We start from the raw sequence: 26,624 nt of genomic DNA, 5'->3' as shown, positions 1-26,624 counted from the left end.
TGGCTGCGCATTATTGCTTAACATCAAAAAGCGCAGTTACACATGCGGTAAAATCGCAGGCATTAAATCATGAAAGGTACGACCTGACGCGGTTTCACCAATGGCATGCATTTTCCACTCACCGTTATGACGATAAATTTTTGCCAAAATCAGCGCTGTATGACTGCCTTGGGCTGACAAATCATAACGGGCAACTTCACTGTTATTACTAGCATTCACCAAACGACAAAACGCATTATTGACCGTGGCAAAAGTTTGACCTGTGAAGCTATTGACAGTAAAAACCAAGGCTTGCACATGGTCAGGGATACGAGATAAATTAACATTAATCACTTCGTCATCGCCATCACCAGCACCAGTGCGATTATCGCCTGTGTGTTGTATGCTACTGTCTTTTGACTGCAATTGTCCAAACCAAATCGCATCCACCATTTGTTTGTTGGCATCAAGCATGATACACGACGCATCCAAGTCAATGCTGCCGCCTGCGCTGCCACCACCACCGAACAAGCCACCCAAAAATCCACCTGATTTTTGCGGCGCAGCACCGACATCCCAACCCAGACCCATTTTGATTTGGCTAAGTGCGCCACCTGCTTCTTTTTCTAGCGAGATTTTTTGACCTTTCGATAAATTCACTGCCATGTTGGTTTCCTTATTTTATTTTTTTACTATTCTATCTAGCTATGTTTTAAGCTATGTTTTAAGAGGTTAATAACGGTTTAGCACAAATTGATTATAACAAACCGCCCAAAATACCTTCATTGCCACCGCGTCCGCCTGAGTTTGACCCCAATAAGCTTTGAATCCAGCCTTGGTAAGTATCACGGTTGCGCGAGCAAATCACTACTTTGCCCTGACCTGAGAACTTTAGTACCATGCCTTCGCCGCTCGTGACTGAATTGATGATATTGCCCAAAAAGCCTTTTTTCTGGCTGGTTGCCATTGATAGGCTATATTGCAGTCGGCTATCCCAGCATACCACGTGACCATTATCAATAATCACATCTTTATCAGTCGTGACATCAATCTCAAACAAAGAGCCAAACCCCGATACCACGAGCTGACCTTGACCTTGCGTTTGCATGACCATAAAGCCACCCGTATCCCCAAATACAGCGCCGCCTAAATTGCGCTGGATATTGGCACGCAAATCAACACTATGGGTCGCTGCCACAAAGGCACCGTCACTGAGCGTATACTGATTGGCACCGACGTCTAAAATTTGCATATCACCATCAAGTGTGGGCGCCAGTAAGCAGTCACCCTCACCATTTACCGCTTCAATTTGCTGTTGAAAAATCGACTCGTCATTGGCAAATCGGCGCATCAAAGCTTGCATGATGCCGCCACGCATCTGACCTTTGAGCTCAAGATTTGACTCCATCATGACCATGGCATTGGATTCACAATAAATCGAATCGCCTTTTTTGAGATTACAATGTAAAAATGGCTCAATCGTCCCAATCATACTAAACGTCGCTGCCATAGGTTAATGTATCCTTATAAACTAAGTGGCAAAAATGATGATAAAAGTAGCTAAGTTTGAAAAAGCCCTTAGGCTTAAAAAAGCGCTCAAGCTTAAAAAGCGCTCAGGTTAAAAAAATGGTTATGTTGAAAAAAAGGGGCAAGCCGATGCCACCCCATTGTTAAAAAAATGTTAAAAATTTTTAGCCAAAAAACTAAACAGCAACGCCATATGACGCAGCCAATGGCCCTAAACCGCCAGCAAAACCTTGTCCAACCGCGCGAAATTTCCACTCGCCATTGTTCTTATAAAGCTCACCAAAAATCATCGCTGTCTCGGTGCTACTGTCTTCTGACAAATCATAACGAGCCACTTCAGCGCCGCCTTGGGTATTCACGATGCGAATATAAGCGTTTGCTACTTGACCAAAGTTTTGGTTACGCGCTTGACCATCATAAATCACCGCACAAAATACCACTTTGCTTACATCGGCTGGGACTTTCGTTAAATCTACTTTGATGACTTCATCATCGCCATCGCCTTCACCGGTGCGGTTATCACCCGTATGCTCTACTGAGCCATCGGATGATTTTAGGTTGTTAAAGAAAATAAAATCTGCATCGGCCCGTACTTTACCCGATTCATTGACCAAAAACGCGACCGCGTCTAAGTCAAAGGCTTGCCCGTCAGTGGCACGTGGGTTCCAGCCAAGACCAACGGCCATGTTGGTTAAATTCGGTGCTTCCTTTGATAAATTAACATTACCACCTTTGGTTAAGCTAATTGCCATTGTTTTATCCTTTGTAATAAATTTTTGAAATCAAATAAGAAAATCGATGTCCGTTTTCATGCGCTGCGCCTTTCGCTATCAGACCAAAAGCGCGCCCAGACTAAAAGCCTTAGACACCGTAAAAAATCGCCTAAAAAAACAAAACGTGAGCCGAAACCCACGTTTTAACTATACCTTTGGTGGTAGAATTTGTCCACCATTCGGCTACATTAAGCTGTTATATTTATGTGTCAAAAGCTTAAGGGATATTAAGCTCAAGCCAGCATCTTAAATACCGCTACGGTTACGCATGAGCCCCAGTCTGTTTAGCGTCTTTTAGTGTTTCGCTAAGGCTTCTTCGCGCTTACGGTAGCTGATAGAATTAATCACTGCCCATACGATAAAGGCGATCCCAATCAAACCCGTCACAATTTCTGGCACTTCGATATGCACAGTTGCCAATAGCATGATGACCGCCAACGCACCAATCGCATAATGCGCGCCATGCTCTAGATACACAAACTCATCAAGCGTGCCTTTTTCTACCAAGAAAATGGTCATGGATCGCACAAACATCGCACCAATCGCCAAACCGAGCATGATGATAATCACATCACTGGTAATGGCAAACGCACCAATCACCCCATCAAAACTAAACGACGCATCGAGTACTTCAAGGTATAAAAATCCTGCAATACCGCCTTTGGCAATCGCGCCAGCGACTTCTTTGCCTTCAATCACATCGGGGGTTGATTCATCATCATCGTCCGCCCCTTCTAAAAGGCTTGATAACACATTGGTGGCTAGATAAATCAAAATACCAAATACCCCTGCGGTCAAGACAGCGGCTTTACGCGCTGGATCTACCCAAAACAGCGCCATCATCAATAACGCCAATGCCACAAACACGCTCATGGCATCGACTTTGCCAAAGCGCGCAAGCTTACGCTCAAGCCATTTAAACCACATCACTTCTTTTTCATCAAAGATGAAGTTTAAAAAGACGAGCAACAAGAACATCCCACCAAACGCCGCAATCTCTGCATGGTGCTCAATGAGCTTTGCCGAGTATTCTTTCGGGTTGTTGAGCGCCATGTTGATGACATCCATCATGCCCATATCCGCAGTCACCGCGACGATGACAATCGGAAATACCAGACGCATACCAAATACCGCGATGAGCATACCCACAGTCAAGAAAATCATTTTCCAAAACTTATCCCAGGTTTTGAGTACCGAGGCATTGACCACCGCATTATCAAACGATAGTGAAATCTCCATCACTGCCAAAATCAGCGTGACAAACAGCGCCGACATCATAGTGCTAACGCCACCATGCGAAAAACCCCACCACGCTGCAATTGCCAGGGCAATCGTGGTAAAGACAATATCAAAATAAAAATGTCTCATAACAATCCTACAAATTGAAAAAATTAACGGCTAATAAAGTCATCTAACGCGTAAGATGATTGGATGTGTTTATCTTACACAACTATTTGCTCAATCATACTACAAATGTGTTACCAAGCAATTGATTGCACGCTTAAACCACGCATTATGGCAAATATTCGCCAACTTGATGCATTTATGGGTACAATAGCCACTTTTAATTTTTTAAACCAAGTGCTAACTGCAAAATATTGCGATTAGCCTGTGTTTAAACCCTGTTTGGAAGCGTCGCGGTATGTTAGAAAACTTTATCACCCTTGTTCTGATTCTTACCCCTTTGGTGGTCGGGTTTTTGCTGCCATTACCGCAACGATTCATGCCGCTGGTAGACAAGCTACTGACCAACTTGGTGTTTGTGATTTTAACCTTTATTGGTCTTTCGTTGTCGCAGATTCCTGACTTATGGGCGCAGATTGGGTTTATTGGCACCAATGTGGCGATATTGGCGATTTGTACCCTAGGGGCAGGTTTTATCAGTTTGCTGATATTTGACAGGCTGCATCCTTGGCAACGTGCCCTCCCCCATGAGCATAGCCAAGCAGGTTTTAGCATCACCGGAAGTCTCGTTCAGTTGGGCTGTGTGGTATTGGGTTTTGTACTAGGCAAATTATTGCCAATAACGGATTTGCCGATTGATGGCATCATCAAGGGCTTGTTGATTTTGCTGATTTTGTTGGTGGGTTTTCAGTTGTCGCATTCGGGGATGACGTTGCGGCAGGTATTGGTCAATAAACGCGGCGTACAAGCCTGTGTGATTTTTTGTCTCAGTGTGGCAGTCGGTGGTTTAGTGTATGCACTGATAATGCCTGATGTGACCTTTACCCAAGGCTTAGCGCTATCTTCTGGCTACGGCTGGTATTCGTTGTCGGGAATTATCATGACTGATGCGTATGGCGCCGTTTGGGGAAGTGTGGCATTGCTCAATGATTTGTTACGTGAGTTCACGGCGCTACTGTTTATCCCTATGCTGATTCGCAAATACCCAACCACGGCGGTGGGTTTAGGCGGGGTGACCACCATGGATTTTACCTTGCCGGTCATCCAAAGCTCAGGGGGAAATGAAGTGGTACCGCTTGCCATGAGCTTTGGATTTTTGGTCAATATCATCTCACCGGTGTTAATGGTGGTATTTTCAAGTTTTGGCTAATAGCACAATCCTTATTAAATTAATATGCGCAAAACTCAACTTGTTGGTCGCCATATGGACTGCGTACTGTCACATAATGCAGACCTTTGGTGCGCGTATGAATACGATAGGTATTGTCGTCAATCCATTGACCTCGCAGCACACCCCGTGCATCTCTGATGTGGATACCGTCTTCCATATTGGCGGCTTTGACTTCAAAATCTTGGTTTTTTAGCAGATACAGACTGTAGGTTTTACTTTTGCTAAAATTGCCTGAATAACTGGCGCAGTAACTACCCTTTGGGAAAATAATTTTGGTAGCTGTCGCGGCAGTGGCAGTTTGGGTGGTTACCGCTACCGATAGCATGGCTATAGCTGCGCCAAATAAGGGGGCTGTAAAACGTGTTTTCATTTCGTTCTCCTTGTCTTTGTTTGACTATTTTTTGATATGACAATTTCCTATTACCGCTTGATTATTATTAGCAGATTTTCTAGTCACTTTCATGATAAGTTTAGTAAAAAACATTTGTTTGTGTTATTAGCCCAATAAAAAACCCCGCTCATGTCGTCACACAATCGGGGTTTTCATATTCGCTAATACGATTATTTTTGCTAGTACAATTATTGGGCTAACGCAGGATAATCCGTATAGCCCTCTTGATCGCCACCATAAAAAGTGGCTGGGTTTGGTTGATTAAGCGGCGCATTTTGCTGAAAACGCTCAACCAAATCTGGATTTGCGATATAACTGCGACCAAAAGCGACCGCATCAATTAAGCCATCACGAATTAGCGCGTCTGCTTTTTCTGCCGTATAGCCACCTGCACCGATAAGCACGCCGTGATAAGCATCACGAATTTGGCGACGGAATTCTGCGGTAAAGGGTTTTCCACCTGCCCAGTCTGGCTCAGAAATATGTAAATAGGCTAGGTTAAAGCTATCAATCAGTTTGATGATTGCTAATGCATCGTCTTCGCTACCGGCATCCACACCATTAAATTGACCCAGTGGCGAGATACGGATACCTACTTTGTCACTGTCAATGGCGTTAGTGACTGCGGTCAAAATTTCTTTCAAAAAGCGCATACGGTTCTCTAAGCTACCACCGTATTCATCGCTACGTTGGTTGACGCTCTCATACAAGAATTGATGAATCAAATACCCATGTGCACCGTGGATTTCAATAACATCCATGCCCGCTTCAATCGCATTACGCGCGGCGCTGGCAAAATCATCGACGGTTTGTTTGATTTCTGCGGTGGTCATCTCACGCGCTGGCGTGGCAGTCACACGGTATACTTTGCCTTCGTCATCTTTTAACGAGGTGCGTACCGCATCACCCAAATCCACGGTCGATGCTGATACAGGCGGCTGACCTTGTGGGCGTAAGCTATAATGCGATACTAGCCCCGTGTGCCATAGCTGCATAGCGATATGACCGCCTGCTTGGTGTACGCTATCAGCAATCATTTTCCAGCCTGCAATTTGTGCGTCACTAAAAACACCGGGCGCACCTGCGTAGCCTTTGGCATCGGCTGAGATATCAGTGGCTTCTGTGATAATCAAACCACTGCTAGCGCGCTGGGTATAATAGGTTGCCATGAGTGGCGTTGGCAAGCCACCAATATTTTTTGTTCCATTTGGCAAATCAGCACTACGCAGACGGGTCAATGGCGCCATAAAGACGCGGTTTGGCAAGCGCATCGCGCCCACGTTAATCGGTGATAGAAGAGCGGAGTAAGACATACATTCCTCGTGATTGTTGATTCATCTTTCGTTGAGTTATTGGACGCTGCTAGCTTCAAGTTATAACAAAAAGTCATAACAAACTTGATAAAAAAATTGTTGCAGCATCCTTGTTTATAAGGATTTTAGACTTATATACGTTGCTATCAAACTTCGTCACAGCATAATTTTCACAGGTTAATCTGCTGTTAGAAGCTTGAGCAAAGACTACGTTTTAGCAAGCATTTGTTTTACAAATCATTTGTTTTTAAAAAGCTTTTGCGAGTTTTAGACAAATTATTGCAATTGCTTTCACTATTTTATTCTATGATAGCGCTGTGTTTGAGCGTAACGTTTACTTAATAAGTGCCATGGTGCATTTTTACAAGTGGCAATGTTTTAACAATAACAATTTCTTAAGGATCGGCATGAATAATTTCCAATATTACAACCCTGTGCGTATCGTATTTGGCGAAGGTCAAATCAAAGAACTCGCCAATCTTGTCCCTGATAATGCCCGTGTACTTATCACCTATGGCGGCAGCTCTGCCAAAAAAACCGGCACACTCGATGAGGTCAAAACCGCGCTACAAGGTAAACAGCGTGAAATCTTTGAATTTGGCGGCATTGAGCCAAATCCAGAATTTAATACCTTGATGAAAGCCGTCGATATGGTACATGCCAACAATATTGACTTTTTGCTCGCTGTCGGTGGTGGCTCAGTACTGGATGGCACCAAATTTGTTGCATTGACTGCCACCTTAGATGACGACAAAGACCATGAAAAAGCGTGGGAAGCGTTAAAAGGATATACCCGTGATATTCAAAATGCGCTACCGCTCGGTACTGTACTCACCATTCCTGCAACAGGTTCAGAGATGAATTCAGGCGGCGTTATCAATCATAGCGAGCGTCATGCCAAATTGCCTTTTGGTAACCCGCTAGTATTCCCACAGTTTTCGATTCTTGACCCTGCCAAAACCTTAACGCTACCTGAGCGTCAAGTGATGAATGGCGTGGGCGATGCGTTTGTGCATGTGATGGAGCAGTATCTGACTTACCCAGTCAACGCCAAAGTCCAAGATAGTTTCTCTGAAAGCCTGCTCAAAATTTTGATTGAAGAAGGCCGTGCCGTTAAAGCCAACCCTAACGACATGGAAACGCGTAAAAACATCATGTGGACAGCGACAATGGCTCTCAATGGTCTTATTGGCACTGGCGTACCACAAGACTGGACCACCCATATGATTGGGCATGAACTCACGTCCCTACACGGCATTGACCACGCCCGCACCTTGACCATTGTGTTGCCTGGAGTGATGCGTGAGCTCAAGGATAGCAAAAAAGACAAGCTGCTACAGTACGCCAAAAACGTTTGGCATATCACTGAAGGTAGCGATGAGGATAAAATCGAACAAGCGATTATTAACACCGAAAACTTTTTCCGCGAGCTTGGCTTACCGGTGAGATTGTCAGATGCCGACCTTGATGCGTCTACAATTGCGCCAATTTTGAGCCAATTAGAAGAACATAATATGGTCAAACTTGGTGAACATCGTAGCAATGATTTGGCAGTGTCTGAGCGGATTTTGCGCGCAGCGATTTGATGATATAAAAAATGGTATAAAAAAAGACCTAGCCATTTGCTAGGTCTTTTTTTGTGGTAGCAACAGTTAAAAACCATTGGGATGGGCTAATTCATCGTGCCCATCTTTATCAATCACTTTTGGCAGTGGCAGCGCCATACCGACACTACTAGGCGTCTCTTGAATCACTACAGGCGGGGGCTGATAGCGGGTAATCACTTCATTGCCCTGCTCATCCTCGCTGAGCACATACTGGTAGCCTTTGCGATTAAAGCGTTTAACTAGCCTTTGATACCACCCTGCAAAACCTGTTGTGCGTTCGTTGGGATTGTGATAAAACGCATTCATCACCGCAGGTAGCCCAAGACCACATACCACGCCCGACATCAATACTACGATAAAGGTATAACCCACCAAAAAGCTGCTATATGGCTGCAATTCAGGCACGTTAGAAACCGATAAAATCAACGCCAAAGAAATCGCCCCGCGTACCCCGCCCCACGATAAAATCGTCAAACTGCCGTTATAACTGGTTTTTCGGACATCAGATAGCAGGCTAAATGACGCAAAATTTGCCAAAAAACGGGATAAATGCAGACAGATAAATGCCACCACACCGCCCAAAATCAACGAGGTGTTCAGCTCTAAAATAAATAGCTCCAGACCAATGAGGGTGAATAAGAATGAATTGATAATCCCCTCAATGGCGTGCCAAAAGTGATTCACATAGGTGATTTCACCTTCGTCTAAAATCTGGTGCCAACGGTTACCGACAATCAAGCCCCCGACCACACAAGCAATCGGCGCGGAAGCATGCGCATACAATGCCACCAAATACGACCCACACGCCAAAAATGCTGTGGTCAAAATCAGTGACTCCATCTCGTGTTTACCGCTTAAAATTCGCAGCGTCATCTGCCCAAAAAACCAACCAATAACCCCGGCGACCACGATTTCATACAACAACACTTCTACTGTGGTCACGATGCTAAAACCATCACCTTGCAGACCATGCAAAATAGTCATAAATAGCGCAATACACACTGCATCATTGAACAGCGATTCGCCTTCTAGCTTAATCATCAAATGGCGCGGCGCTTTGATAGAGCTAAGCACGCCTTTGATGCCAATCGGGTCAGTCGCGCCCAGTGCTGCACCCAGTAACAACAATACCGCGAACGGAATACTTGCCCCTATAAGCCACTGAAAGCCAAACATAAGGCTTGCAAAAAACAGCGCACACAGTGCCAATGCGATACTTGCCAAAATCCCAATCGGTTTCCAATAGTTTTTCAGATCGGACACCTTAAACGTCAGCGCCGATGACGTCAAAATAAAACAAATCACCCCATTGATTAAAAAATCGTAAAAATCGATATCACGCACCGCATTTTGGATACTGGTGATATTGATGGTAATAAACTCGTTGCCATTGAGCAGGCTTGCACTCCACTGCAAAATAAAAACCAGTACCGCCGACACAATGGGCACCCCAATGGCTTGTGGAAAGTCCAAAATCCGCTTGTTAAATAGCGTGGTAATGATGGACAAGGCACAGACAGCTGCCAAAATTTGTAAAAAAATAAAATTTCCCATAGGCGTTTTTTTAGCTCTTCATTCTATAAAACACTGTCACCAAAGCCATTTTTAGCCGTGACAAAGCAAAAATACTTCAACAAAAATAAAACCCTACCACAAACTGTGGTAGGGTTTTACCGTAAGCAATTGTTTGCGCAAATACAAGCAAATTTTGTGATTAATATCTCTTAAATTTTGTTGGCGACATGATGCAGCCAGCGCTGAATCATCACATCAAGCGCTTCAGGCTTATAAGGCTTGGTACAGTAATCTTGCATACCCGCGTTAAGATATATTTCTTTGTCCCCATGCATGGCGTGTGCCGTCACTGCAATGATAGGCGGCAACTGACTGAACGACTGTTTGAGTATTTTGGTGGCTTCCACCCCATCCATGATGGGCATTTGATGATCCATCAAAATGATGTGATATTTGCTAGGGTCAGCCTTATAAAAATTGACGGCCTCTAACCCATCTTTGGCTCGGGTGACTTCATAGCCATATTTTTTTAGGCTTTTGACCGCGACCATGGCATTTAGCTCATTGTCTTCTGCTAGCAGAACATGGGCAGGCAGACGTTCTAGCGGTTGTATTGTGGTTTCATCATGACGTTGGTGCCACTGCTGATAGCTGATTTCATCAGTTGCTATCATTGGTAGAGATAGGGTAAAGGTTGAGCCTTTATTTTTTTCACTGGTTACCTTAATCGTGCCGCCCATCCCTTCTGCTAACGCTTTGCACACAGATAGCCCTAGCCCTGTACCACCATATAACCGATGGGTAAACTTATCAGCTTGATTATAGGCATCAAAAATCACTGCCAATGATTCAGGCTTGATGCCAACGCCCGTATCAATCACATTGAATTTGATTTGGTGCTTATCACCGCCATTCATGGCTTGAATGGTCACTTTACCTTGTTTTGGGGTAAATTTGATGGCGTTATTGACTAGATTGATTAAAATCTGTCGCACCCGCACCGGATCGGTGTTGACATATTTGGGCAAGTTATCAGGGTAATCGAAGGTTAGTTCCACGCTGTTGTCTTTTGCAGTGGCTAAAAAGCATTGATACACGTCTTGGCATAGCTGTGCTAAATCAACCGGGATACTCTCAAAACGTATCTTACCTGATTCTACTTTGGATAAATCCAAAATGTCGTTGACGATGGTAAGCAGATGCTCATTGGATGTTTTAATCGATTTGATATAGTGTTGCTGCTGCGTATCAAGCGGTGTCTGCTCAAGCAATTCAAGTATGCCCATGATACCATTCATCGGCGTGCGAATTTCATGGCTCATATTGGCCAAAAATGCGGTCTTTACCTCATCGGCGCGCTCAGCTTGGTAACGCTGCTGACGTAATTTTAAGGTATCACTGACCATCGCCGCCAAATCTGCTAGCACGTGTTGTTGATTGGCATCAAAATCTTGATGCGGCTGGTCGTCAATCACACACAGCGCACCCAAAGCAAATTCCCTACCTTGACTGTCGTGAACCACGATGGGTGCACCAGCATAAAACCGAATATAAGGGTAACCGGTAACCAAAGGATTGTTTTTAAATCGGGTATCTTGGTGAGTATCGAGCGTGACAAAGGTGTCGTTTTGTGTAATGGTGTAATTGCAAAAAGCAACATCACGGCTGGTTGAAGGTTCTTTTAGACCAATTCTTGATTTAAAAAATTGTATATCAGCATCCAAAAAAGTAATGGCGACAATCTTAGTACCAAAAAATGCCTTAGCCAAAGCGCTAATACGCTCAAATTCGCATTCTTTATTTGTATGGATGATATGGTATTCATCCAATACCGCTAGACGCTGTTTTTCATTGCTTGCTATAGGATATGATATCATCTTGTTAACACCGTCCTACTACGTGATAAAAATTAAACGCTGAGGTTATTTTAACGCTTCAGCCACCAACATCATGCCCACCACTGAGGTCACTGCAACGGCCGATCCATAGCCGCCACAATGCAAACCACCTGTTTGACAGGACTTATCAACAATCGGCGGCTGTGATGAAAACACACAGCGAATACCGAATTTCTCTTTCATCGTACGATTGATGCCATAATCTTGACGAAGTCGCTGTCTGACTTTAGCCAGTAGCGGATCTTGGTAAGTATCCTTAAGATCTGCCACCTGAATTTGGGTCGGATCCGTCTTGCCACCTGCCCCGCCCGCCATAATTAACTTTAATTTATTAAATCGGCAATGCAGCGCAAGCGCAAGCTTAGCATTCATATCATCGACACAGTCTAATACTACAAGCTGTTTACCTGACTGTTTAAGCTGTGATTGCAAAGCACGATTAGGTATTAACAATTTTACGTTATCTTGGCTCAAAAAATCGTCAATCAAATGTAATTTGATATGGGGATTGATTTCTTTGATACGTGCTGCCATGGCTTCAATTTTGCTTTTACCAAAATTGCTATCGGTAGCAGGTAATTGTCGATTGACATTGGAAGCTACTAGCACATCCATGTCAATTAATGTCATCTCGCCCACACCTGTGCGAGCCAGTCCCTCAGCTGCCCACGAGCCCACCCCGCCCACGCCCACCACATACGCATGCAGATTCTCAAACTTACTAAATTGCGCGGCGCCATACAGTTTTTGGGTGCCAGCAAAACGGCGTTGGTATTGGGTGTCAATTAATGTCACATCAGGCATCATATCAGCTGTCATTGTCATGGTTTATTTTAATCTTGGTCAGGTTTTATGTTCAATTTGCTTGGGATAGGATAATCCCAGCTGACTTGCAGCGCAGCGCAGCTATTTTGCCACAACTGTTGGGCGAGCCGGGATTGATCTTTTTTTAATAAGTGTGATAACCCTGTCAACACGTACGGCAGATTGGCAGGTACATTGCGCCTACCGTGCGTCCTATGACAGGGCAGCGGCGTAAAGTCTGGGCAGTCCGTCTCAATCACAATAGCATCAAGTCCGACGGTTTTGACAAGCTCTGTAAGGGTATGGCGTAGTTTTTTGGCATTCGGATTGGTCACTTGCCCGGTGATGCCGATTTTAAAGCCCAAATTTACCAGCGCTTTGGCTTCTTGGATACCGCCACTAAAACTATGGGCAATCCCGCCCTGGGTGAATTTTTGTGCTTTTAACATCTTAATCACATCGCCATGCGCGCGGCGAATATGTAGCAGCGCAGGCAGTTGGTGTTGTTTTGCCAATTCAAGTTGCTGACCAAAAAAATCCTGCTGGCGAGTATAGTTCTCCGCAGTTTTCATCGGCGCAGTAAAAGTATCAAGCCCGATTTCCCCAATCGCAATGGGTGAATATTGCTGAATAAACTGCTCTAGCCGCTGCAAATCGTTGTCTTTATGCTCAGTGATATAAAAAGGATGCAAGCCAAAGGCTAAATGCGCCAAAGGTGTGGCTTTGCCTTGCTGCCCATAGCCTTGCATTTGCTGTTGGCATGCCACCATTTGTGCAAAATACTTTGCTAGAAAACCGATTAAAACCAGATGACGAACGCCGTTATCCCATGCCAACTGGGATTGGATCTCGCGGTCATGATCGAAGCTATCCACATCAAAATGGGTATGCGTATCAATTAATGGTAATGGTAATGGCAAATCAAACGAGCAAGCCGTGTCATTTATCATAGTCATATCATTTCAAATACTGTGGTTTGACATTGCCGTTTAGCTCGCTGTAAGGCACCGTCAATTGCGGTGCAGCCCACGCACGTCATCTATTTATCCTTTATTTGTTATCTGCCCATAGCTTTACATAAAAACTTTAGCCATTGTTTTAGTTATGGTTATCCTGCTTAGTATTTCTATTGATAGGCGGCTCAACTGTGTTTTTAGCGGATAGACTTTTAGGCGACTTGGTAACTTTATCAGCCCGTGGACTACTACGTCTAGGTATCAACAATAAAGCTGTCGCAGCAACCCCTAGTTTAATTACCCTCGACATTCTCATACCTCGCCTCGCCTTACCTTGGTTTTTAAACCTTAGCTTTTAACAGTATTGCCATAAAAAAACCCATCAGTCGATACCCGTTTAATGGTGGACTAATGGGCTGTTTTCAAATGCCGTTATAGTAAATAGCTGTTATATAACAACGTAATTTTATAAGTATTCGATAACTATTAGAATTTTTTGCCCAATACTTTAGCAGCTAATTCTTTACCCATGGTAAATGCGGTAGTCTTGGCAGGTTTCGTGCCATTTGAATTTGCCGCAGCATTATCAGCATTCTCATTGTCAACCGGTGCCGGATTATTTGCTTTGTTTTCAATGGTTGGCTGGGTTTTGTTACGACCTTTTAACATATAGTAAGCGGCACCAAGTACGCCAAGTTTAATAAGGTTTGATTTGGTTACACCATTTGGGAATTGCATAGTATCCTCACTCTTGTTGTAGTTGTTAAAATTTTTAATTAATAGTTATCGCTAATGGGTTAATTGTAGCCAAAACTTAAGCTTTTTACTAAAGTAATTAGGTTACCAATATTTATTGTTTGCACTCATTGGGTTATCGTTTGGTAAATTGGGTAAAATCCTTTGAAGATTGAAAAAAAGCTGACAGGGTTTGTCAGCTTCTCTGCGGTTATCACGATGACTGTATCAATTTATCAGTGCTCACGGGTGGCGCTAAAGGTAATTTCTGGATAACGCTCTTCCATCAATTTAAGATTAACCCGGCTTGGGGCAAGATAGGTCAAATACCCACCACCATCAACAGATAACTGGTCGTGGGCTTTTTTCTTAAACTTCTCAAACGCCACTTTGTCATCGCAATGCACCCAGCGCACCGTCGCAATCGACACAGGCTCAAAGGTACATTGCACTTTATATTCTTCAAGCAGGCGATGCGCGACCACCTCAAATTGTAGCACCCCTACCGCGCCCAAAATCAAATCATTGTTGATTTGCGGCATAAATACTTGGGTGGCGCCTTCTTCTGATAGCTGCTGTAGACCTTTTTGCAGTTGTTTTGACTTAAGCGGGTCTTTGAGTACCACACGGCGAAACAATTCTGGCGCAAAGTGGGGAATGCCTGTGAAGTTTAAAGTTTCACCTTCGGTAAAGCTATCGCCAATTTGGATGGTGCCATGATTATGTAAGCCGATGATATCGCCCGAATATGCTTCTTCCAGCGCTTCTCGGTCACCTGCCAAAAAGGTCAAGGCATCTGAAATGCGTACTTCTTTGCCCAAGCGCACATGTTTCATTTTCATGCCTTTTTCGTACTTGCCTGAACACACCCGCATAAAGGCAATACGGTCACGGTGTTTTGGATCCATGTTGGCTTGAATTTTAAAGACAAAGCCCGAGAATTTTTCTTCATCGGCTTTGACGGTGCGTTCAACGGTGTCATGGTCTTTAGGGGCTGGGGCGTATTGGGTCAGTACATCAAGCACCATGTTAATCCCAAAGTTACCCAACGCAGTGCCGAACAGCACAGGCGTTTGTTTACCGGTCAAAAATTCATCGACATCCCAATCTTCATGTGCCATTTTTGCAAGCTCTAGGCTTTCTTCAAATTCACGGAAGGCAATTTCACCGATTCTCTCGCGGACATCTGGATAGTCATAGCCATCACGGCTCTCAATCTCGACAATCTCAGTACCATGACCTTTTTGATAAAAGTAAGTTTTATCTTCGCTGATGTTATACACCCCAACAAAATGCTGACCTGTACCAATCGGCCACGTCATCGGCACACATTGGATTTTGAGGACGTTTTCAATTTCATCAAGCAGTGATAACGGGTCACGGATTTCGCGGTCAAGCTTGTTGACAAATGAGATAATCGGCGTGTCACGCATCCGACATACTTCCATCAGCTTGATAGTTCGTTCTTCGACCCCTTTTGCCCCATCAATCACCATCAGTGCGCTGTCCACCGCGGTTAAGGTACGATAGGTATCTTCTGAAAAGTCGGCGTGACCTGGGGTGTCTAGCAGATTGACCATGTTGTCGGCATAGGGAAACTGCATCACAGAAGTGGTAATCGAGATACCACGCTCTTGCTCCATGCTCATCCAGTCAGATGTTGCGTGTTTGTCGGTTTTGCGTGATTTGACTTCACCTGCGCGCTGAATTGCTTGCCCCCACAGCAGTAATTTTTCGGTCATGGTGGTTTTACCGGCATCGGGGTGCGAGATAATAGCAAAAGTGCGGCGTTTAGCGATTTCAGAATGTAGTGACATAGTGTTTGACTTATTTGACTTAAAAGTAGCGAGGCTTGATAACTGATAAAAGAAAGAATAAAAAATATGGCATATTGTAGCCGATTTTACGTTTGATTGCGATTTTCATGGGTGATTATTGCGCATTGTGCGCGCGATTTTGACAAAATTTTGTCATAAATCTAATACTTTAATCACTAAAATTGTGTTAGTTTTATCTCATCTTTTTTTACCTTATTAAGATGTTATTTATGACCGCTGAACCACTTGGCAACAATCCTGAACCCGCACTTGAAAATAAAAACAAAGTTTCGACCAGTGCTCATTTGAGCGATTCTTTTTTGACCAACGATCGGTTACAGTGGTCAGATATGAAAAGTTTTTTGTTAGCGATTAGCAGTGTGATTGTTGTCTGGCTGCCTGTGCTATTGCTCCACCTGACTTTAGTGCTTTTTGCCACCTTAATTACTTATGCACTGATTCGCGGCATTGCTGGTTGGATTCATCGGCATGTCATTGCCTATGTGCATAGCGCCTCGCGTCAGCAGCGTATGGGTAAAGTCGCAGAATGGTTTGCTATTGCCATTTTGGCGACTTTGATTTCACTTACTGTGTATGTATTTGGCGATTGGATTGCTGATAAAGCCAGTGTTGATGTCTTTAATAAGCTTATCCGACAGATATTGGACATATTTGACCAGCTTCATACCCTACTACCCGCAAGTATCTCTCAGCATCTACCCATTTCGGTCAGTTCATTTCAAGCTATGCTCATGAGTACTATCAAAAGTCATGCGCCACAACTACAGCTAGTGGGTATTCATACGTTACGCGGGCTTGGTTATGTGCTAGCGGGTGTCGTGATTGGTTGTATTGTGGCATTGCAAGTACCTGTGAATAGTGCAGCGCATAAAACCCCATTTACCCAGCATTTGCGCCAAAAATTTGATGAACTTATCATGGGGTTTAATGATGTGTTTTTTGCACAAGTCAAAATCTCTAGTATCAATACCATCTTAACCTCGGTGTTTTTGCTAGGCATATTACCGCTACTCGGTCATCCGCTACCGATGGCTTGGACCGTTGTGCTTATCACCTTTTGCGCAGGGCTATTCCCTGTCGTTGGTAATTTGGTCTCAAACATTGTTATCGTTTTGCTCAGCCTCACTCACGGGCTTGGCATCAGCATTTTATCGCTTGTGTGGTTGGTGAGCATTCATAAACTTGAATACTTTTTAAATGCGCAAATCATTGGTCACAAAATCCGAGCGTCTGCTTGGGAATTGTTGTTATTTATTTTGGTGCTTGAAGCAACGTTTGGGTTAGCGGGACTGATCAGCGCGCCAGTGATTTATGCCCAAATCAAACGCATTTTGGCAGATAGGGGCTGGGTTATTTGACTTCCTCCCCTCCCTAAAGTGAGGGGATTCCTTCTGCAAGACGGTCAAGCCCGACCGCAAGAATGTTCCGACTGGCATTAATATCTCTATCATGCCATGTGCCACACTTTGCACAAGTCCATTCTCTTATTCGCAAACCTGCTCTACCGCTCAAGCTACTGGACATATCGCCACAGCACGAGCAAGTTTGGGTAGTGTATCGCTCTGATACGATTTCAAAACGACAACCTGCGTTCTCGCACTTATAGGTCAGTTGTCGTTTCAATTCAAACCAACCTGCATCGTAAACCGACTTGGCTAGTTTGCCTTTTTTATTGTTAAATTGGGTGGTTTTTACATCACCAACCACGATTAGGGCGTTATTCTTAACTAGCCCTGTGGTGAATTTGTGTATGAGGTCTTGGCGTGTATTTTTAATTTTGGCATGGATTGCCTTGACACGCTGTTTGTTTTTGGCACGTTGAGCGGTAGCTAATGCTTTGGCATATTTGAGCGTTTGCTTGATGGTGAGTTTGTCACCGCTTGAGGTAGTGGCACTGTCTTTAAGCCCTAAGTCAATGCCTACGCTACCCGTTCCGCATTGTGTCTTGGGATAGTCTTTGACGGTGATACAGGCATACCAACGGTTACGGCTGTCTTGGACTAGCTCGCAAGTGTTGATTTGATATAGGCTAAGGTTGTAGCTGTCCCATAGGTCAATGACTAGTTTTTGTCCTTTGGCTAAACTAAGCTGTAAGGTGGATTTTAAGCCTTTTTTACCAATTTGGTGTGTGGCGATGTGTTTGATGGCAGATTGTTTAAACGGTAGCCAACCTAAGCTTTTACGCTTAGAGCTTGGGTTATTGGTTCGCCAGTTTAGTTTGGCTTTTTTGAATTGGCGACGCGATTTGGCGTGGGTTTCGTTAATGGCTTGAATAGTTTGACTATGCAAGCCTAGCAGTTCACCGCTACCTTTGGTGTATTCGTTTAGATCATAGGCACAAAAGAATTTCCCAGTTTTTTGCAGATGCTTGTAACTCAAGTCATTGACGTAGTTCCATACGAAATTGACCGAACCACTTAGGCGGTTAAGCTTTGCTGTGTGTTTATCTCGTATGCGTAGCTTGAGTGTTTTCATGCAAATTATTTTAGCAAAATTTATGCAAGCGTTATAGTGTACAAGTTGCCTTATATCCACCGCCTAAAGGCGGTGGTTTTACGGCAACGGCTGATAAAATCACCTACTGGCTACAGGACACATTAATAAATAATTTGCCCAATAAATTGAATTTTTAAATCTTATCGCCATTAATAACAGAACACGGCTTTATTGTTACAGTGTTGTATGGTTGAATGATTAAAAATGTGTTTTAAAGTCTATCAACTGCCAAACTTTTAATGATTGATGTTACAATTTACATTAACATTTTTTGGCGTATTTTGAGGTTTAACCAAAAGTTGAAAGATTTTCACAGTAATTGTAGTGAAAAATCCTAGCAATTTTTAATTTCTAGCAATTTTTAATTTATTGTGCCAAAAAAGCGATTTGCCAATCCATTCATTGATTCATAAGGAATTTTAGCGATGTCTACTATCAATAATAACAACGTTGTACATTTTCATTACACCTTAAAAGACGACGAAGGTAACGTCATTGACCAATCACCAGAAGGTCAACCTTTAGCGTACTTACATGGTTACCAAAACATTATTCCAGGTCTTGAGTCACAATTAGCGGGCAAATCAGTGGGTGATAAATTTACTGCAAGCATTGAACCTGCAGATGCTTACGGCGAATTCGATGATGCTGCAGTACAAGAAGTTCCACGCGAAAATTTCCAAGGTGTCGAAGATATCCAACCAGGTATGCAGTTCCAATCGCAAACTGAAGACGGTCATGTGATGTTAGTCACTGTGAAAGATGTACAAGAGGACAAAGTGATTGTTGATGCTAACCATCCCCTAGCAGGTAAAAAACTTCATTTTGATGTGGAAGTGGCAAGCATTCGTGATGCATCAGATGAAGAGTTACAACACGGTCACGTACACGGTGCAGGCGGTCATCACCACTAAGTTATCATTAAAGCTTAGAAAGATTAAATGGAAGGCTATATTTATAGCCTTCTTTTTTTGTGCAAAATTTTACCCTATGAAATACTCTTACGGGGTGTAAGAAACGCTTGATATTATTTACAAAATCATTGATTTAGTTACGTTTTTTGATGCTTTACTACAGTTTTTACCACACACTGTGCGCTAGATTTAGGCATAATAGTTTTATACCCAACAAACAATCCAAGCAATAATAAAGACGCAGGATTGGGTATATATTTTTAATTATTTATATAGCATTAAATTAATTACAAAAAAGGATACTACTCATGAACGAGAATACAATTAAAGGTCAATGGGAACAAGTTAAAGGCGCTGTAAAAGAAACTTGGGGTGACTTAACTGATGATGAAATTACCCAATTGGAAGGTAATCGCCAAAAGCTATCAGGTAAAATCCAAGAGCGTTATGGCCGCGCCGAAGATGTGGTAGAAAAAGAAATCGACGACTGGTCAGCCCGTCATGACTATCGTTTCTAGAATAGATTAACTCCTCCTCCAAAGTAAAAAAGCCATATCAGATGATATGGCTTTTTTACCTGCTATCCTAGCATCACTGACCTCATCCTTAAGGTCCTTACTAACTGGTAGTGAATTTCTTGACTCATCCTAAGTCTCACTCCACGTGTTTATCAAGCATCATTCCTTAATACTACGATAAACCATTCCTTTATTGGCAATTCTGTCCCTATCTCAATCCTTGAGAACCATCCCTGTGCCGTTGAATGTATTATTACAAAATTTACCATTCGGTAACAGTCGTACAAACGTCAATGCATGTAAGCTTTTGCTTACACACATTTTTGCCATTAGGGGCGTTGGTTATTGGCTGTCTGTGCATCAAGCATCACATTAGCCGCTTCAATCACAAAAGCTTCACTTTCAGGCAGCTTTGGACGTTCGGCTTGTTTTAGACGGCTACGGACTTCTAACTCTGCATCTTGCGCAGCTTGGTACGCTGTCCACGTGCTATAGGGGCTTTCCCCATTGGCTTGGCGTCTCGCATTTTCTGCCGCCAACATTTTTGCCTCAATGTTTTTGCGGAAAGTACGGCGGTCATTGATGTCTAATTTGACAGGTTTCTTATCATCTTCCTCATTACGGATTCTGTTGAGTTGGCTTAGATAAGCGAACTGGGCATTGGCTGCTTGACGCTGCTGTGACAAGGCATTGAGTGATTGCAAGGTCTCACCGGAATAGTTGCCCGCAGGTTGGTACGGCGCGGCACGAATGGTATCCCATGCCAGTGGGTTTTTCATGCTACGTTCACCAAACTCCATGCCTTCATAGATATTGACTAAGCGCACATCGGGTACAACGCCTTTATTTTGGGTACTGCCGCCTGTGATACGGTAGAACTTGCGCTGGGTTAAGGTCGCTGACCCTAAGGCAAGGTTATCAAGCTGAATTTGTGCTGAGCCTTTACCTGTGCTCGTGCTGCCGACAATCAGACCGCGACCATAATCTTGAATCGCTGCGGCAAAAATCTCGCTGGCTGAAGCCGAGCCTTGGTTAATAAGTACGGTCATCGGGCCTGTATACAGCTGCTTACCTTTATCTTCGTCTTCATACACTTGGATATTGCCGCGGTTATCACGAATCTGTACCAGCGGACCTGACTTGACGAACAAGCCAATCATCTTGGCGACTTCATCGAGTGAGCCACCTGGGTCATCACGCAGGTCTACCACTAGGCCATCAATGTTTTGCTGGTTCAAGGCTTTTAACGCGTTTTCCGTATCAATGCTGACGCTACGATAGTCTTCTCCCGCACGGCGGGCTTTATAGTTGAGATAAAAACTTGGGATTTCTAGCACACCGATTTTTTTGGCTTGTCCGTTTTTATCTTTGACACTAATCACCCGATGATTGACGCCAGATTCTTCTTGCTGAATCACATCACGTATGAGGGTGACATTACGCGCGCTACTGTCTGGGGTGTTAGGTGCTTTGACGCGTACGGTGACGGATGAACCTTTTTTACCGCGAATGAGGTTCACCACTTCACGTGTCGAATAACCCACGGTATCGACCATGCCTTTATCTTCAGTGGATACGCCGATGATTAAGTCATTGGGTTTGATTTGCCCCGAACGAGCGGCAGGCCCGCCATCAACTAGGCTGATGATACGGGTGTAGTCAGGATTCTTGCGATCGGGCTGAATAGAAACGCCGATACCGACCAATTCAAGGGTCGATTGGATTTGCATCTCATTGGCTTGCACGGGGGCAAAATAATTACTGTGCGGGTCATAGGCTGCCATCGCTGCATTTAACAGGGTTTCAACGATTTGGTCGCTATCGATACGCTGTAGCTGCGCATATTGGCGCTTTAAACGCTGGGCCAGCACTTGGCTTGGTGAGCGCGTTTCGTTTTTGACTAAATCACTGGCGTTGTATTTATCGGCATTTTCTTGCAAAAACTTGTCTTTGTTTTTGTCTTCATCTTGATTGATGGTCATGCCAATTAATTGGTAGGTCAGCTGTTTGCGCCAAAAATCGCGTTGCTCGGCAACGGTTTTAAAACGTGGCAATTTTTCACGGTTCATAATGACCGTTTCATTGCTCTGTAAGTTCACAGGAGATTTTAACAAGCTATCGGCAAAGCCGTAATACGCTTTTGAGCGCTCAATAAAACGCTGATAGATTTCAAAACCCGCTTTTAAATCACCGCGTTTGAGATAATCGGCGAAACTATTGCCATATTTTTGGGTGAATTCATCAATATCGGACTGTAAAAACACGCTATGATTGGGGTCCAGCGCATCAAAATAGTCGCCTAAAATTTGCTTGCCCGTTGCAGCGTCCATTTTTTTATCTAGATAATGGCTACGATCCAATAACGCTGCGACTTGCCGAGTCACCTGCCGCTGCTCGTTATTGATCTGTCCGACGCTCGTCGACGCTGCAATGGCGGTTTGGTAACTTTGTCCCAGTATCGCCCCACCCATCAACAGGGCAAATACACTGGCGGTAAGTTGTTTGTATTGCATGACTTTCCTTACTCTATTTAATGAAGCGATAAACAGAAAAAACTGACAGCCCATCTTAGCACTGCCAGTTTTTCCACACCATACAAAACGTGTAAATGTTCGACTCAAATCATCTATCAAACCTCACCGTTTGTAGCGGTAAGTTGTTGTGTTAGCCAATCAATTGATTGTCTTTAAACAGTTGGTTTAATTGCGCGGCAGTGAGCAATTGTTTTTCACCATCTTGGCGATTGACATATTCGTATTTCACCTCGCCTGTTTCACTGATATTTTTCTCTGAGATAACAATACGATGAGGAATGCCGATGAGCTCTAAATCGGCGAATTTTACCCCCGCACGCTCGTCTCGGTCATCAAGCAGCACATCAACACCTTGGGCTTTTAGCTCTGTGTAAAGCGCTTCGGCAAGCTGCATTGCTTTGTCTGTCGCGGCATCTTTCATTTTGCCTTTAATCATCGGCACAATCGCCACAGTGAATGGCGCAAGGCTCTCACCTGTGCTACTGGTTTTCCAAATGATACCATTGTCATCGTGGTTTTGCTCAATGGCGGCAGCGACGATACGGGTAACCCCGATACCATAACAGCCCATCATAGTAATGACAGGTTTGCCCTGCTCGCCCATCACCGCACAGTTTAATGCTTTGGCGTACTTGTCACCCAATTGGAAAATATGACCGACTTCGATACCGCGGCGGATTTGTAAAGTACCTTGTCCATCTGGGCTTGGGTCGCCTTCTACCACGTTGCGAATATCGGCAATTTCGGTAATGGACGCATCACGCTCCCAGTTGACGCCCGTGGTATGAAAATCTGGCTTGTTGGCACCGCTAACAAAATCTGATAACACCGCAGCAGCACGATCTACAATCACTGGCATGTTCAAATCAAATACCCCGATAAACCCTTTGTGCAGGCCCGCTGCTTGCATCGCCTCTTCGCTCGCCATGGTGAGTGGGGCTTTGACTTGCGCCAATTTTTCGGCTTTGATTTCATTTAGGGTATGATCGCCCCGTAACACTAACGCGACTAAGGTGGCTTTACCTTCTGCGGTAGCTTCACCTTCGACGATTAAAGTTTTGACCGTCTGTGACAATGGCAAACCTAAATGCTCAGCCACTTGCTCACAAGTTGGCATATTGGGCGTACTGACCGCTGTTTTATTTTGCGTTGCGGCGGCGCGTTCGCCCAAAGTGACTGCCTCAGCAAGCTCAATATTGGCCGCATAAGCTGAGCTATCTGAAAATACAATATCGTCTTCACCACTGCCAGCTAGGACTTGAAACTCATGCGAGGCAAATCCACCAATCGAGCCAGTATCGGCTTGCACCGCACGAAAATCTAACCCAAGACGGGTAAAGATATTATGATAAGCGCGGTACATATCATCATAGGTGCGCTGTAGTGAGGGCTGGTCGATATGAAATGAATAGGCATCTTTCATGATAAATTCACGCGAACGCATGACCCCAAAGCGTGGGCGAATTTCATCACGAAATTTGGTTTGTACTTGGTAGTAGCTCACAGGGAGCTGTTTATAGCTTTTTAGCAAGTTACGCGCGATATCGGTTATCACTTCTTCATGCGTTGGGCCTAACACAAAGTCGCGTTGGTGACGGTCTTTAAACCGCAGCAGCTCAGGACCATAGGCTTCCCAGCGACCTGATTCTTGCCAAAGCTCGGCTGATTGCACCACAGGCATTAGCAGCTCTTGGCAGTTGATGGCATCCATCTCTTCACGGATGATTTTTTTGACTTTTTGTAAGGTTTTTAGACCCATCGGTAGCCACGTGTAGAGACCCGACGCAGACTTACGAATCATCCCTGCACGGAGCATTAATTGGCTGGAGATGATATCAGCATCACTTGGGGTTTCTTTTAACGTTGCAAAAGTAAATTGACTGGCTCGCATGGCACACCTTGTTTGTACGGCTTGAAATAAGAAAAACGAGAATGGATAGACTATTTGGTAAACCGATTATCTTATTTTATGCCACTGGGTGGTGCAATAGTTTTTTTAATTTTTGCCAAATCGATGCAGTATTTTTGGTCTTAGCATTTTTATAAATTAGGACAATAATTATGACAATTTGGTCATACCCATTGGCTATTTAAACTAGCTACATTGAAATTATGGCGAGTCATAACCATACAAAATAGCATCCACTATTAAATAAACGATTAGGAATGGATACATGACCCAACTCCCCACTTCGTCTTCCACGCCATCACCTGAGGCAAAACCGACTACGAACTTGCCAGAACCGCCCGCATCGGGCAACAAAAAGCCGGTTTCTTTTTGGGTGAGTTTATTTTTACTGGCTGTGATTGCGGTGGCGGGTTGGCTATTTTTGCAATGGCAACAAAAAAATACGCCTAAAAAAGTTGAGGTATTAACCCGCGAAGGGGTGGTCACTAAGATTCAAAGCCTCAATCGACTACAAACCGTGGCGTATAATGTCGATACCGTTATCACCAGCCAAAAAGAAGGCAATTGGTACGCCCTGTGGCAAGATCAACAAAAGGGGCTTTTTGTCGCTCATGGACGGGTGACCGCGGGCATTGACTTAAATCAATTAAAACCTACTGATGTACAAGTGACCCCAGATGGTAGCCATGTCAGTATCACCTTGCCCGCTGCGCAGATTTTGGATAGTTATTTAGATAACATTGAAGTGTATGATATTCAAACAGGGGTATTTGGCATGGTGCAAGCCGACCCGCAAATATTTAACCAAGCCCAAGTGGCTGGCAAAGACCAAGTGCTCGCATCGGCTTGCCGCTCTGGCATTCTACAAACTGCCAACGATAATGCCCAAAAACAAGTGCAATCGCTATTTGCACTGGCAAATGTACAAGTCACAGTGAAAGTCACCGCGCCCACTAACAATTGTCGTTAAACCGATTTTTTGCGCCTAAATAACATTAATCTAAGGATAAAAGCGATTTTTAGTTTTGTATTGTTTTTTTGCCCTGTCAGAATTGGTATGAAAGGCATAAATAATAGATATGTAACCTACCTTAATAATAAGAATGTTGCTAAAATCTCAACTTTATAACCCGCTAGATAGTCCGCTAGTTTTAGACGACATTTATTTGCTACTCTCATCAAAAATTGCAATAATAATAGCTACTTAACGTATCCATTTCACCAAGGGTTACGTTAATTTATTGCAAGGATGCTTGATGGCGTTTTAGTTGTGTAAAAGATCAATTCGCTAGCTGTTGGAGAGTTTACTGGATGAATGTCACGTCTGCCTCAGATCGTCTAAAAAAAGTGATGCGGATTGCTTTGGTTGGCATCAAGCCTGGCGACCAAGTGATGCTAAAAGGCTATCTACGCCTCTTGCTTAGACTCGAAGCAGACCTTGAATGGGTATCAGCGAACAATCAGCAAATTGATTTATTCATGGTCAATCATGATTTGCGTCATGCTGAAAGCGTTCAACAGTTAATTAGTAGCAAACCCAATACGGCAACTATTTATACTGCTCGTAGTGAGACGGAAAACGGCTATTTATCGCAAGATTTATTGGTGTTACCCATCAAAGATTTATCGCCATTGAGCGAGTGGTTGTTTTCACAATTGCCGTTCTTGTCTGGCGTACCTGTTAGCAATAAGGCATCTACTGCCGCTAAGCTCACCGCTGATGCCGTTGACGCTTATCAATCAGCGACAGACAATACCTTAACACTAGCGCTTAGTCTTTAATGCGCCTGCTCGAGTTGGCAATCCATCATCTGGTGTTGCCCAGCTTACGCAAGTTTTAGCTGTTATAACCAGTGATACCCCAATGCCCCTAACCCACTTGCCAAAACTAGTCAGTCGGTGAATTGGCGCTAGAGGGCGGCATTAATATTGGCTATATGGCACACCTGGGCAGGAACGCTTTAGCTTTATTTGGCCGATGTTATCGCAAAGCGATGGGCATTTTTAAAACCGTTACGCTAGTAAATATTTGGATACAAATATGAATAATTAGTTGTTTCAAATGGACAGCCGTATTAAGCCCAGTGAGCCATTTACTGTGCTATCTAATGAAGGATTGCACGAATTAATCCATACCATAAGTGGCTATGAATAAAGCAGCTAATCGTTTGACAGAGCACGATAAAGCATCTCATTAATGTAGCGTTAGTTTACACGGTAACCATTCACCATTAACTATTAGCCATGGAAAAGCGCTCAACAGCATTCAGGGCTTTTTTCATGTCCATCCTATTACATCACGCTATCACACCATCCTATCACACAATGAATTCGTAACATTT

Annotated in this window: 22 protein-coding genes; 7 read left to right on the top strand and 15 right to left on the bottom strand. The window is 43.9% G+C overall.

The annotated features are described in order from the left end of the window. Positions 1 to 36: 36 nt before the first annotated feature. From RTL34_RS03630 to RTL34_RS03615, 4 genes are all read right to left on the bottom strand, one after another. Positions 37 to 645 (bottom strand): TerD family protein, encoded by a 609-nt coding sequence (locus tag RTL34_RS03630; protein WP_007115781.1) that lies wholly within the window; start codon positions 643 to 645, stop codon positions 37 to 39. A 91-nt stretch (positions 646 to 736) separates the two neighbouring features. Next, positions 737 to 1,489 carry a TIGR00266 family protein gene (locus RTL34_RS03625; RefSeq protein ID WP_312114666.1) on the bottom strand — a complete coding sequence of 251 codons (753 nt, stop codon included), beginning with the start codon at positions 1,487 to 1,489 and terminating at the stop codon, positions 737 to 739. A gap of 193 nt (positions 1,490 to 1,682) precedes the next feature. Next, positions 1,683 to 2,258, bottom strand: coding sequence for a TerD family protein (locus RTL34_RS03620; protein ID WP_065254149.1), 576 nt, complete (start codon positions 2,256 to 2,258; stop codon positions 1,683 to 1,685). A gap of 315 nt (positions 2,259 to 2,573) precedes the next feature. Then, positions 2,574 to 3,647 carry a DUF475 domain-containing protein gene (locus RTL34_RS03615; RefSeq protein ID WP_312114664.1) on the bottom strand — a complete coding sequence of 358 codons (1,074 nt, stop codon included), beginning with the start codon at positions 3,645 to 3,647 and terminating at the stop codon, positions 2,574 to 2,576. Positions 3,648 to 3,921: 274 nt separating this feature from the next. Here RTL34_RS03615 and RTL34_RS03610 point away from each other — a divergent pair, with 274 nt between their 5' ends. After that, positions 3,922 to 4,833 (top strand): LysO family transporter, encoded by a 912-nt coding sequence (locus RTL34_RS03610; protein WP_007115786.1) that lies wholly within the window; start codon positions 3,922 to 3,924, stop codon positions 4,831 to 4,833. A gap of 19 nt (positions 4,834 to 4,852) precedes the next feature. Here RTL34_RS03610 and RTL34_RS03605 read toward each other — a convergent pair whose 3' ends face one another. Together RTL34_RS03605 and nemA are read right to left on the bottom strand one after the other, a co-directional pair. Further along, positions 4,853 to 5,224, bottom strand: coding sequence for a hypothetical protein (locus tag RTL34_RS03605; protein WP_312114662.1), 372 nt, complete (start codon positions 5,222 to 5,224; stop codon positions 4,853 to 4,855). A 209-nt stretch (positions 5,225 to 5,433) separates the two neighbouring features. Continuing rightward, positions 5,434 to 6,558 carry an N-ethylmaleimide reductase gene (nemA, locus tag RTL34_RS03600; protein ID WP_076775105.1) on the bottom strand — a complete coding sequence of 375 codons (1,125 nt, stop codon included), beginning with the start codon at positions 6,556 to 6,558 and terminating at the stop codon, positions 5,434 to 5,436. 407 nt (positions 6,559 to 6,965) lie between these two features. On the opposite strand from nemA, the gene RTL34_RS03595 reads away from it, so the two are divergent. Next, on the top strand, positions 6,966 to 8,144 hold the full coding sequence (locus RTL34_RS03595) for an iron-containing alcohol dehydrogenase (protein WP_095356124.1): 1,179 nt from the start codon (positions 6,966 to 6,968) through the stop codon (positions 8,142 to 8,144). Between the two features lie 66 nt (positions 8,145 to 8,210). On the opposite strand, the gene RTL34_RS03590 is transcribed toward RTL34_RS03595, so the two are convergent. From RTL34_RS03590 to RTL34_RS03565, 6 genes are all read right to left on the bottom strand, one after another. Continuing rightward, on the bottom strand, positions 8,211 to 9,719 hold the full coding sequence (locus tag RTL34_RS03590) for a cation:proton antiporter (protein WP_312114658.1): 1,509 nt from the start codon (positions 9,717 to 9,719) through the stop codon (positions 8,211 to 8,213). 170 nt (positions 9,720 to 9,889) lie between these two features. Then, positions 9,890 to 11,557 carry a GAF domain-containing hybrid sensor histidine kinase/response regulator gene (locus RTL34_RS03585; RefSeq protein WP_312114656.1) on the bottom strand — a complete coding sequence of 556 codons (1,668 nt, stop codon included), beginning with the start codon at positions 11,555 to 11,557 and terminating at the stop codon, positions 9,890 to 9,892. A gap of 45 nt (positions 11,558 to 11,602) precedes the next feature. Next, positions 11,603 to 12,382 (bottom strand): tRNA threonylcarbamoyladenosine dehydratase, encoded by a 780-nt coding sequence (locus RTL34_RS03580; RefSeq protein ID WP_472796813.1) that lies wholly within the window; start codon positions 12,380 to 12,382, stop codon positions 11,603 to 11,605. A 29-nt stretch (positions 12,383 to 12,411) separates the two neighbouring features. Next, on the bottom strand, positions 12,412 to 13,338 hold the full coding sequence (locus RTL34_RS03575) for a TatD family hydrolase (RefSeq protein ID WP_312114652.1): 927 nt from the start codon (positions 13,336 to 13,338) through the stop codon (positions 12,412 to 12,414). Between the two features lie 486 nt (positions 13,339 to 13,824). After that, the gene (locus RTL34_RS03570; protein WP_312114650.1) at positions 13,825 to 14,076 is read right to left on the bottom strand and encodes a hypothetical protein; all 252 of its coding nucleotides are present in this window, start codon (positions 14,074 to 14,076) and stop codon (positions 13,825 to 13,827) included. Between the two features lie 233 nt (positions 14,077 to 14,309). Beyond that, positions 14,310 to 15,890, bottom strand: coding sequence for a peptide chain release factor 3 (locus RTL34_RS03565; protein ID WP_007115798.1), 1,581 nt, complete (start codon positions 15,888 to 15,890; stop codon positions 14,310 to 14,312). Between the two features lie 230 nt (positions 15,891 to 16,120). Here RTL34_RS03565 and RTL34_RS03560 point away from each other — a divergent pair, with 230 nt between their 5' ends. Next, complete coding sequence (locus tag RTL34_RS03560; RefSeq protein WP_172823606.1) at positions 16,121 to 17,269, top strand: AI-2E family transporter; 1,149 nt, start codon at positions 16,121 to 16,123, stop codon at positions 17,267 to 17,269. Positions 17,270 to 17,282: 13 nt separating this feature from the next. On the opposite strand, the gene RTL34_RS03555 is transcribed toward RTL34_RS03560, so the two are convergent. After that, entirely contained in the window at positions 17,283 to 18,386 is a 1,104-nt protein-coding gene (locus RTL34_RS03555; protein ID WP_312114646.1) for an RNA-guided endonuclease InsQ/TnpB family protein, read from the bottom strand. A 446-nt stretch (positions 18,387 to 18,832) separates the two neighbouring features. Here RTL34_RS03555 and RTL34_RS03550 point away from each other — a divergent pair, with 446 nt between their 5' ends. Further along, positions 18,833 to 19,321, top strand: coding sequence for an FKBP-type peptidyl-prolyl cis-trans isomerase (locus tag RTL34_RS03550; protein ID WP_065254139.1), 489 nt, complete (start codon positions 18,833 to 18,835; stop codon positions 19,319 to 19,321). Between the two features lie 308 nt (positions 19,322 to 19,629). Then, a complete protein-coding gene (locus RTL34_RS03545; RefSeq protein WP_060995603.1) occupies positions 19,630 to 19,839 on the top strand; it encodes a CsbD family protein in 210 nt (69 codons plus the stop codon). Between the two features lie 329 nt (positions 19,840 to 20,168). Here RTL34_RS03545 and RTL34_RS03540 read toward each other — a convergent pair whose 3' ends face one another. Together RTL34_RS03540 and RTL34_RS03535 are read right to left on the bottom strand one after the other, a co-directional pair. Continuing rightward, on the bottom strand, positions 20,169 to 22,352 hold the full coding sequence (locus RTL34_RS03540; protein WP_312114642.1) for a carboxy terminal-processing peptidase: 2,184 nt from the start codon (positions 22,350 to 22,352) through the stop codon (positions 20,169 to 20,171). Positions 22,353 to 22,503: 151 nt separating this feature from the next. Beyond that, on the bottom strand, positions 22,504 to 24,264 hold the full coding sequence (locus RTL34_RS03535; protein WP_007115431.1) for a proline--tRNA ligase: 1,761 nt from the start codon (positions 24,262 to 24,264) through the stop codon (positions 22,504 to 22,506). Between the two features lie 283 nt (positions 24,265 to 24,547). On the opposite strand from RTL34_RS03535, the gene RTL34_RS03530 reads away from it, so the two are divergent. Further along, entirely contained in the window at positions 24,548 to 25,252 is a 705-nt protein-coding gene (locus RTL34_RS03530) for a DUF4230 domain-containing protein (protein ID WP_312114640.1), read from the top strand. A gap of 341 nt (positions 25,253 to 25,593) precedes the next feature. Then, on the top strand, positions 25,594 to 26,064 hold the full coding sequence (locus tag RTL34_RS03525; protein ID WP_312114638.1) for a hypothetical protein: 471 nt from the start codon (positions 25,594 to 25,596) through the stop codon (positions 26,062 to 26,064). Positions 26,065 to 26,624: the final 560 nt, after the last annotated feature.

Source organism: Moraxella sp. CTOTU47915 (genome assembly GCF_031986685.1).
Lineage (GTDB): Bacteria > Pseudomonadota > Gammaproteobacteria > Pseudomonadales > Moraxellaceae > Faucicola > Faucicola tetraodonis.
The sequence above is the reverse complement of the archived record's forward strand: the minus strand, read 5'-3'. Positions and strand labels throughout refer to the sequence as shown.

What these genes read in the sequence shown, in the direction of transcription:
- RTL34_RS03525 (WP_312114638.1), top strand. Translation starts at nt 25,594, where the DNA reads ATGAATGTCACGTCTGCCTCAGATCGTCTAAAAAAAGTGATGCGGATT.
- RTL34_RS03575 (WP_312114652.1), bottom strand. Translation starts at nt 13,338, where the DNA reads ATGACTATGATAAATGACACGGCTTGCTCGTTTGATTTGCCATTACCA.
- RTL34_RS03540 (WP_312114642.1), bottom strand. Translation starts at nt 22,352, where the DNA reads ATGCAATACAAACAACTTACCGCCAGTGTATTTGCCCTGTTGATGGGT.
- RTL34_RS03555 (WP_312114646.1), bottom strand. Translation starts at nt 18,386, where the DNA reads ATGAAAACACTCAAGCTACGCATACGAGATAAACACACAGCAAAGCTT.
- RTL34_RS03545 (WP_060995603.1), top strand. Translation starts at nt 19,630, where the DNA reads ATGAACGAGAATACAATTAAAGGTCAATGGGAACAAGTTAAAGGCGCT.
- RTL34_RS03595 (WP_095356124.1), top strand. Translation starts at nt 6,966, where the DNA reads ATGAATAATTTCCAATATTACAACCCTGTGCGTATCGTATTTGGCGAA.
- RTL34_RS03605 (WP_312114662.1), bottom strand. Translation starts at nt 5,224, where the DNA reads ATGAAAACACGTTTTACAGCCCCCTTATTTGGCGCAGCTATAGCCATG.
- RTL34_RS03570 (WP_312114650.1), bottom strand. Translation starts at nt 14,076, where the DNA reads ATGCAATTCCCAAATGGTGTAACCAAATCAAACCTTATTAAACTTGGC.
- RTL34_RS03560 (WP_172823606.1), top strand. Translation starts at nt 16,121, where the DNA reads ATGACCGCTGAACCACTTGGCAACAATCCTGAACCCGCACTTGAAAAT.
- RTL34_RS03580 (WP_472796813.1), bottom strand. Translation starts at nt 12,382, where the DNA reads ATGCCTGATGTGACATTAATTGACACCCAATACCAACGCCGTTTTGCT.
- RTL34_RS03615 (WP_312114664.1), bottom strand. Translation starts at nt 3,647, where the DNA reads ATGAGACATTTTTATTTTGATATTGTCTTTACCACGATTGCCCTGGCA.
- RTL34_RS03565 (WP_007115798.1), bottom strand. Translation starts at nt 15,890, where the DNA reads ATGTCACTACATTCTGAAATCGCTAAACGCCGCACTTTTGCTATTATC.
- RTL34_RS03530 (WP_312114640.1), top strand. Translation starts at nt 24,548, where the DNA reads ATGACCCAACTCCCCACTTCGTCTTCCACGCCATCACCTGAGGCAAAA.
- RTL34_RS03620 (WP_065254149.1), bottom strand. Translation starts at nt 2,258, where the DNA reads ATGGCAATTAGCTTAACCAAAGGTGGTAATGTTAATTTATCAAAGGAA.
- RTL34_RS03535 (WP_007115431.1), bottom strand. Translation starts at nt 24,264, where the DNA reads ATGCGAGCCAGTCAATTTACTTTTGCAACGTTAAAAGAAACCCCAAGT.
- RTL34_RS03610 (WP_007115786.1), top strand. Translation starts at nt 3,922, where the DNA reads ATGTTAGAAAACTTTATCACCCTTGTTCTGATTCTTACCCCTTTGGTG.
- nemA (WP_076775105.1), bottom strand. Translation starts at nt 6,558, where the DNA reads ATGTCTTACTCCGCTCTTCTATCACCGATTAACGTGGGCGCGATGCGC.
- RTL34_RS03590 (WP_312114658.1), bottom strand. Translation starts at nt 9,719, where the DNA reads ATGGGAAATTTTATTTTTTTACAAATTTTGGCAGCTGTCTGTGCCTTG.
- RTL34_RS03585 (WP_312114656.1), bottom strand. Translation starts at nt 11,557, where the DNA reads ATGATATCATATCCTATAGCAAGCAATGAAAAACAGCGTCTAGCGGTA.
- RTL34_RS03550 (WP_065254139.1), top strand. Translation starts at nt 18,833, where the DNA reads ATGTCTACTATCAATAATAACAACGTTGTACATTTTCATTACACCTTA.
- RTL34_RS03630 (WP_007115781.1), bottom strand. Translation starts at nt 645, where the DNA reads ATGGCAGTGAATTTATCGAAAGGTCAAAAAATCTCGCTAGAAAAAGAA.
- RTL34_RS03625 (WP_312114666.1), bottom strand. Translation starts at nt 1,489, where the DNA reads ATGGCAGCGACGTTTAGTATGATTGGGACGATTGAGCCATTTTTACAT.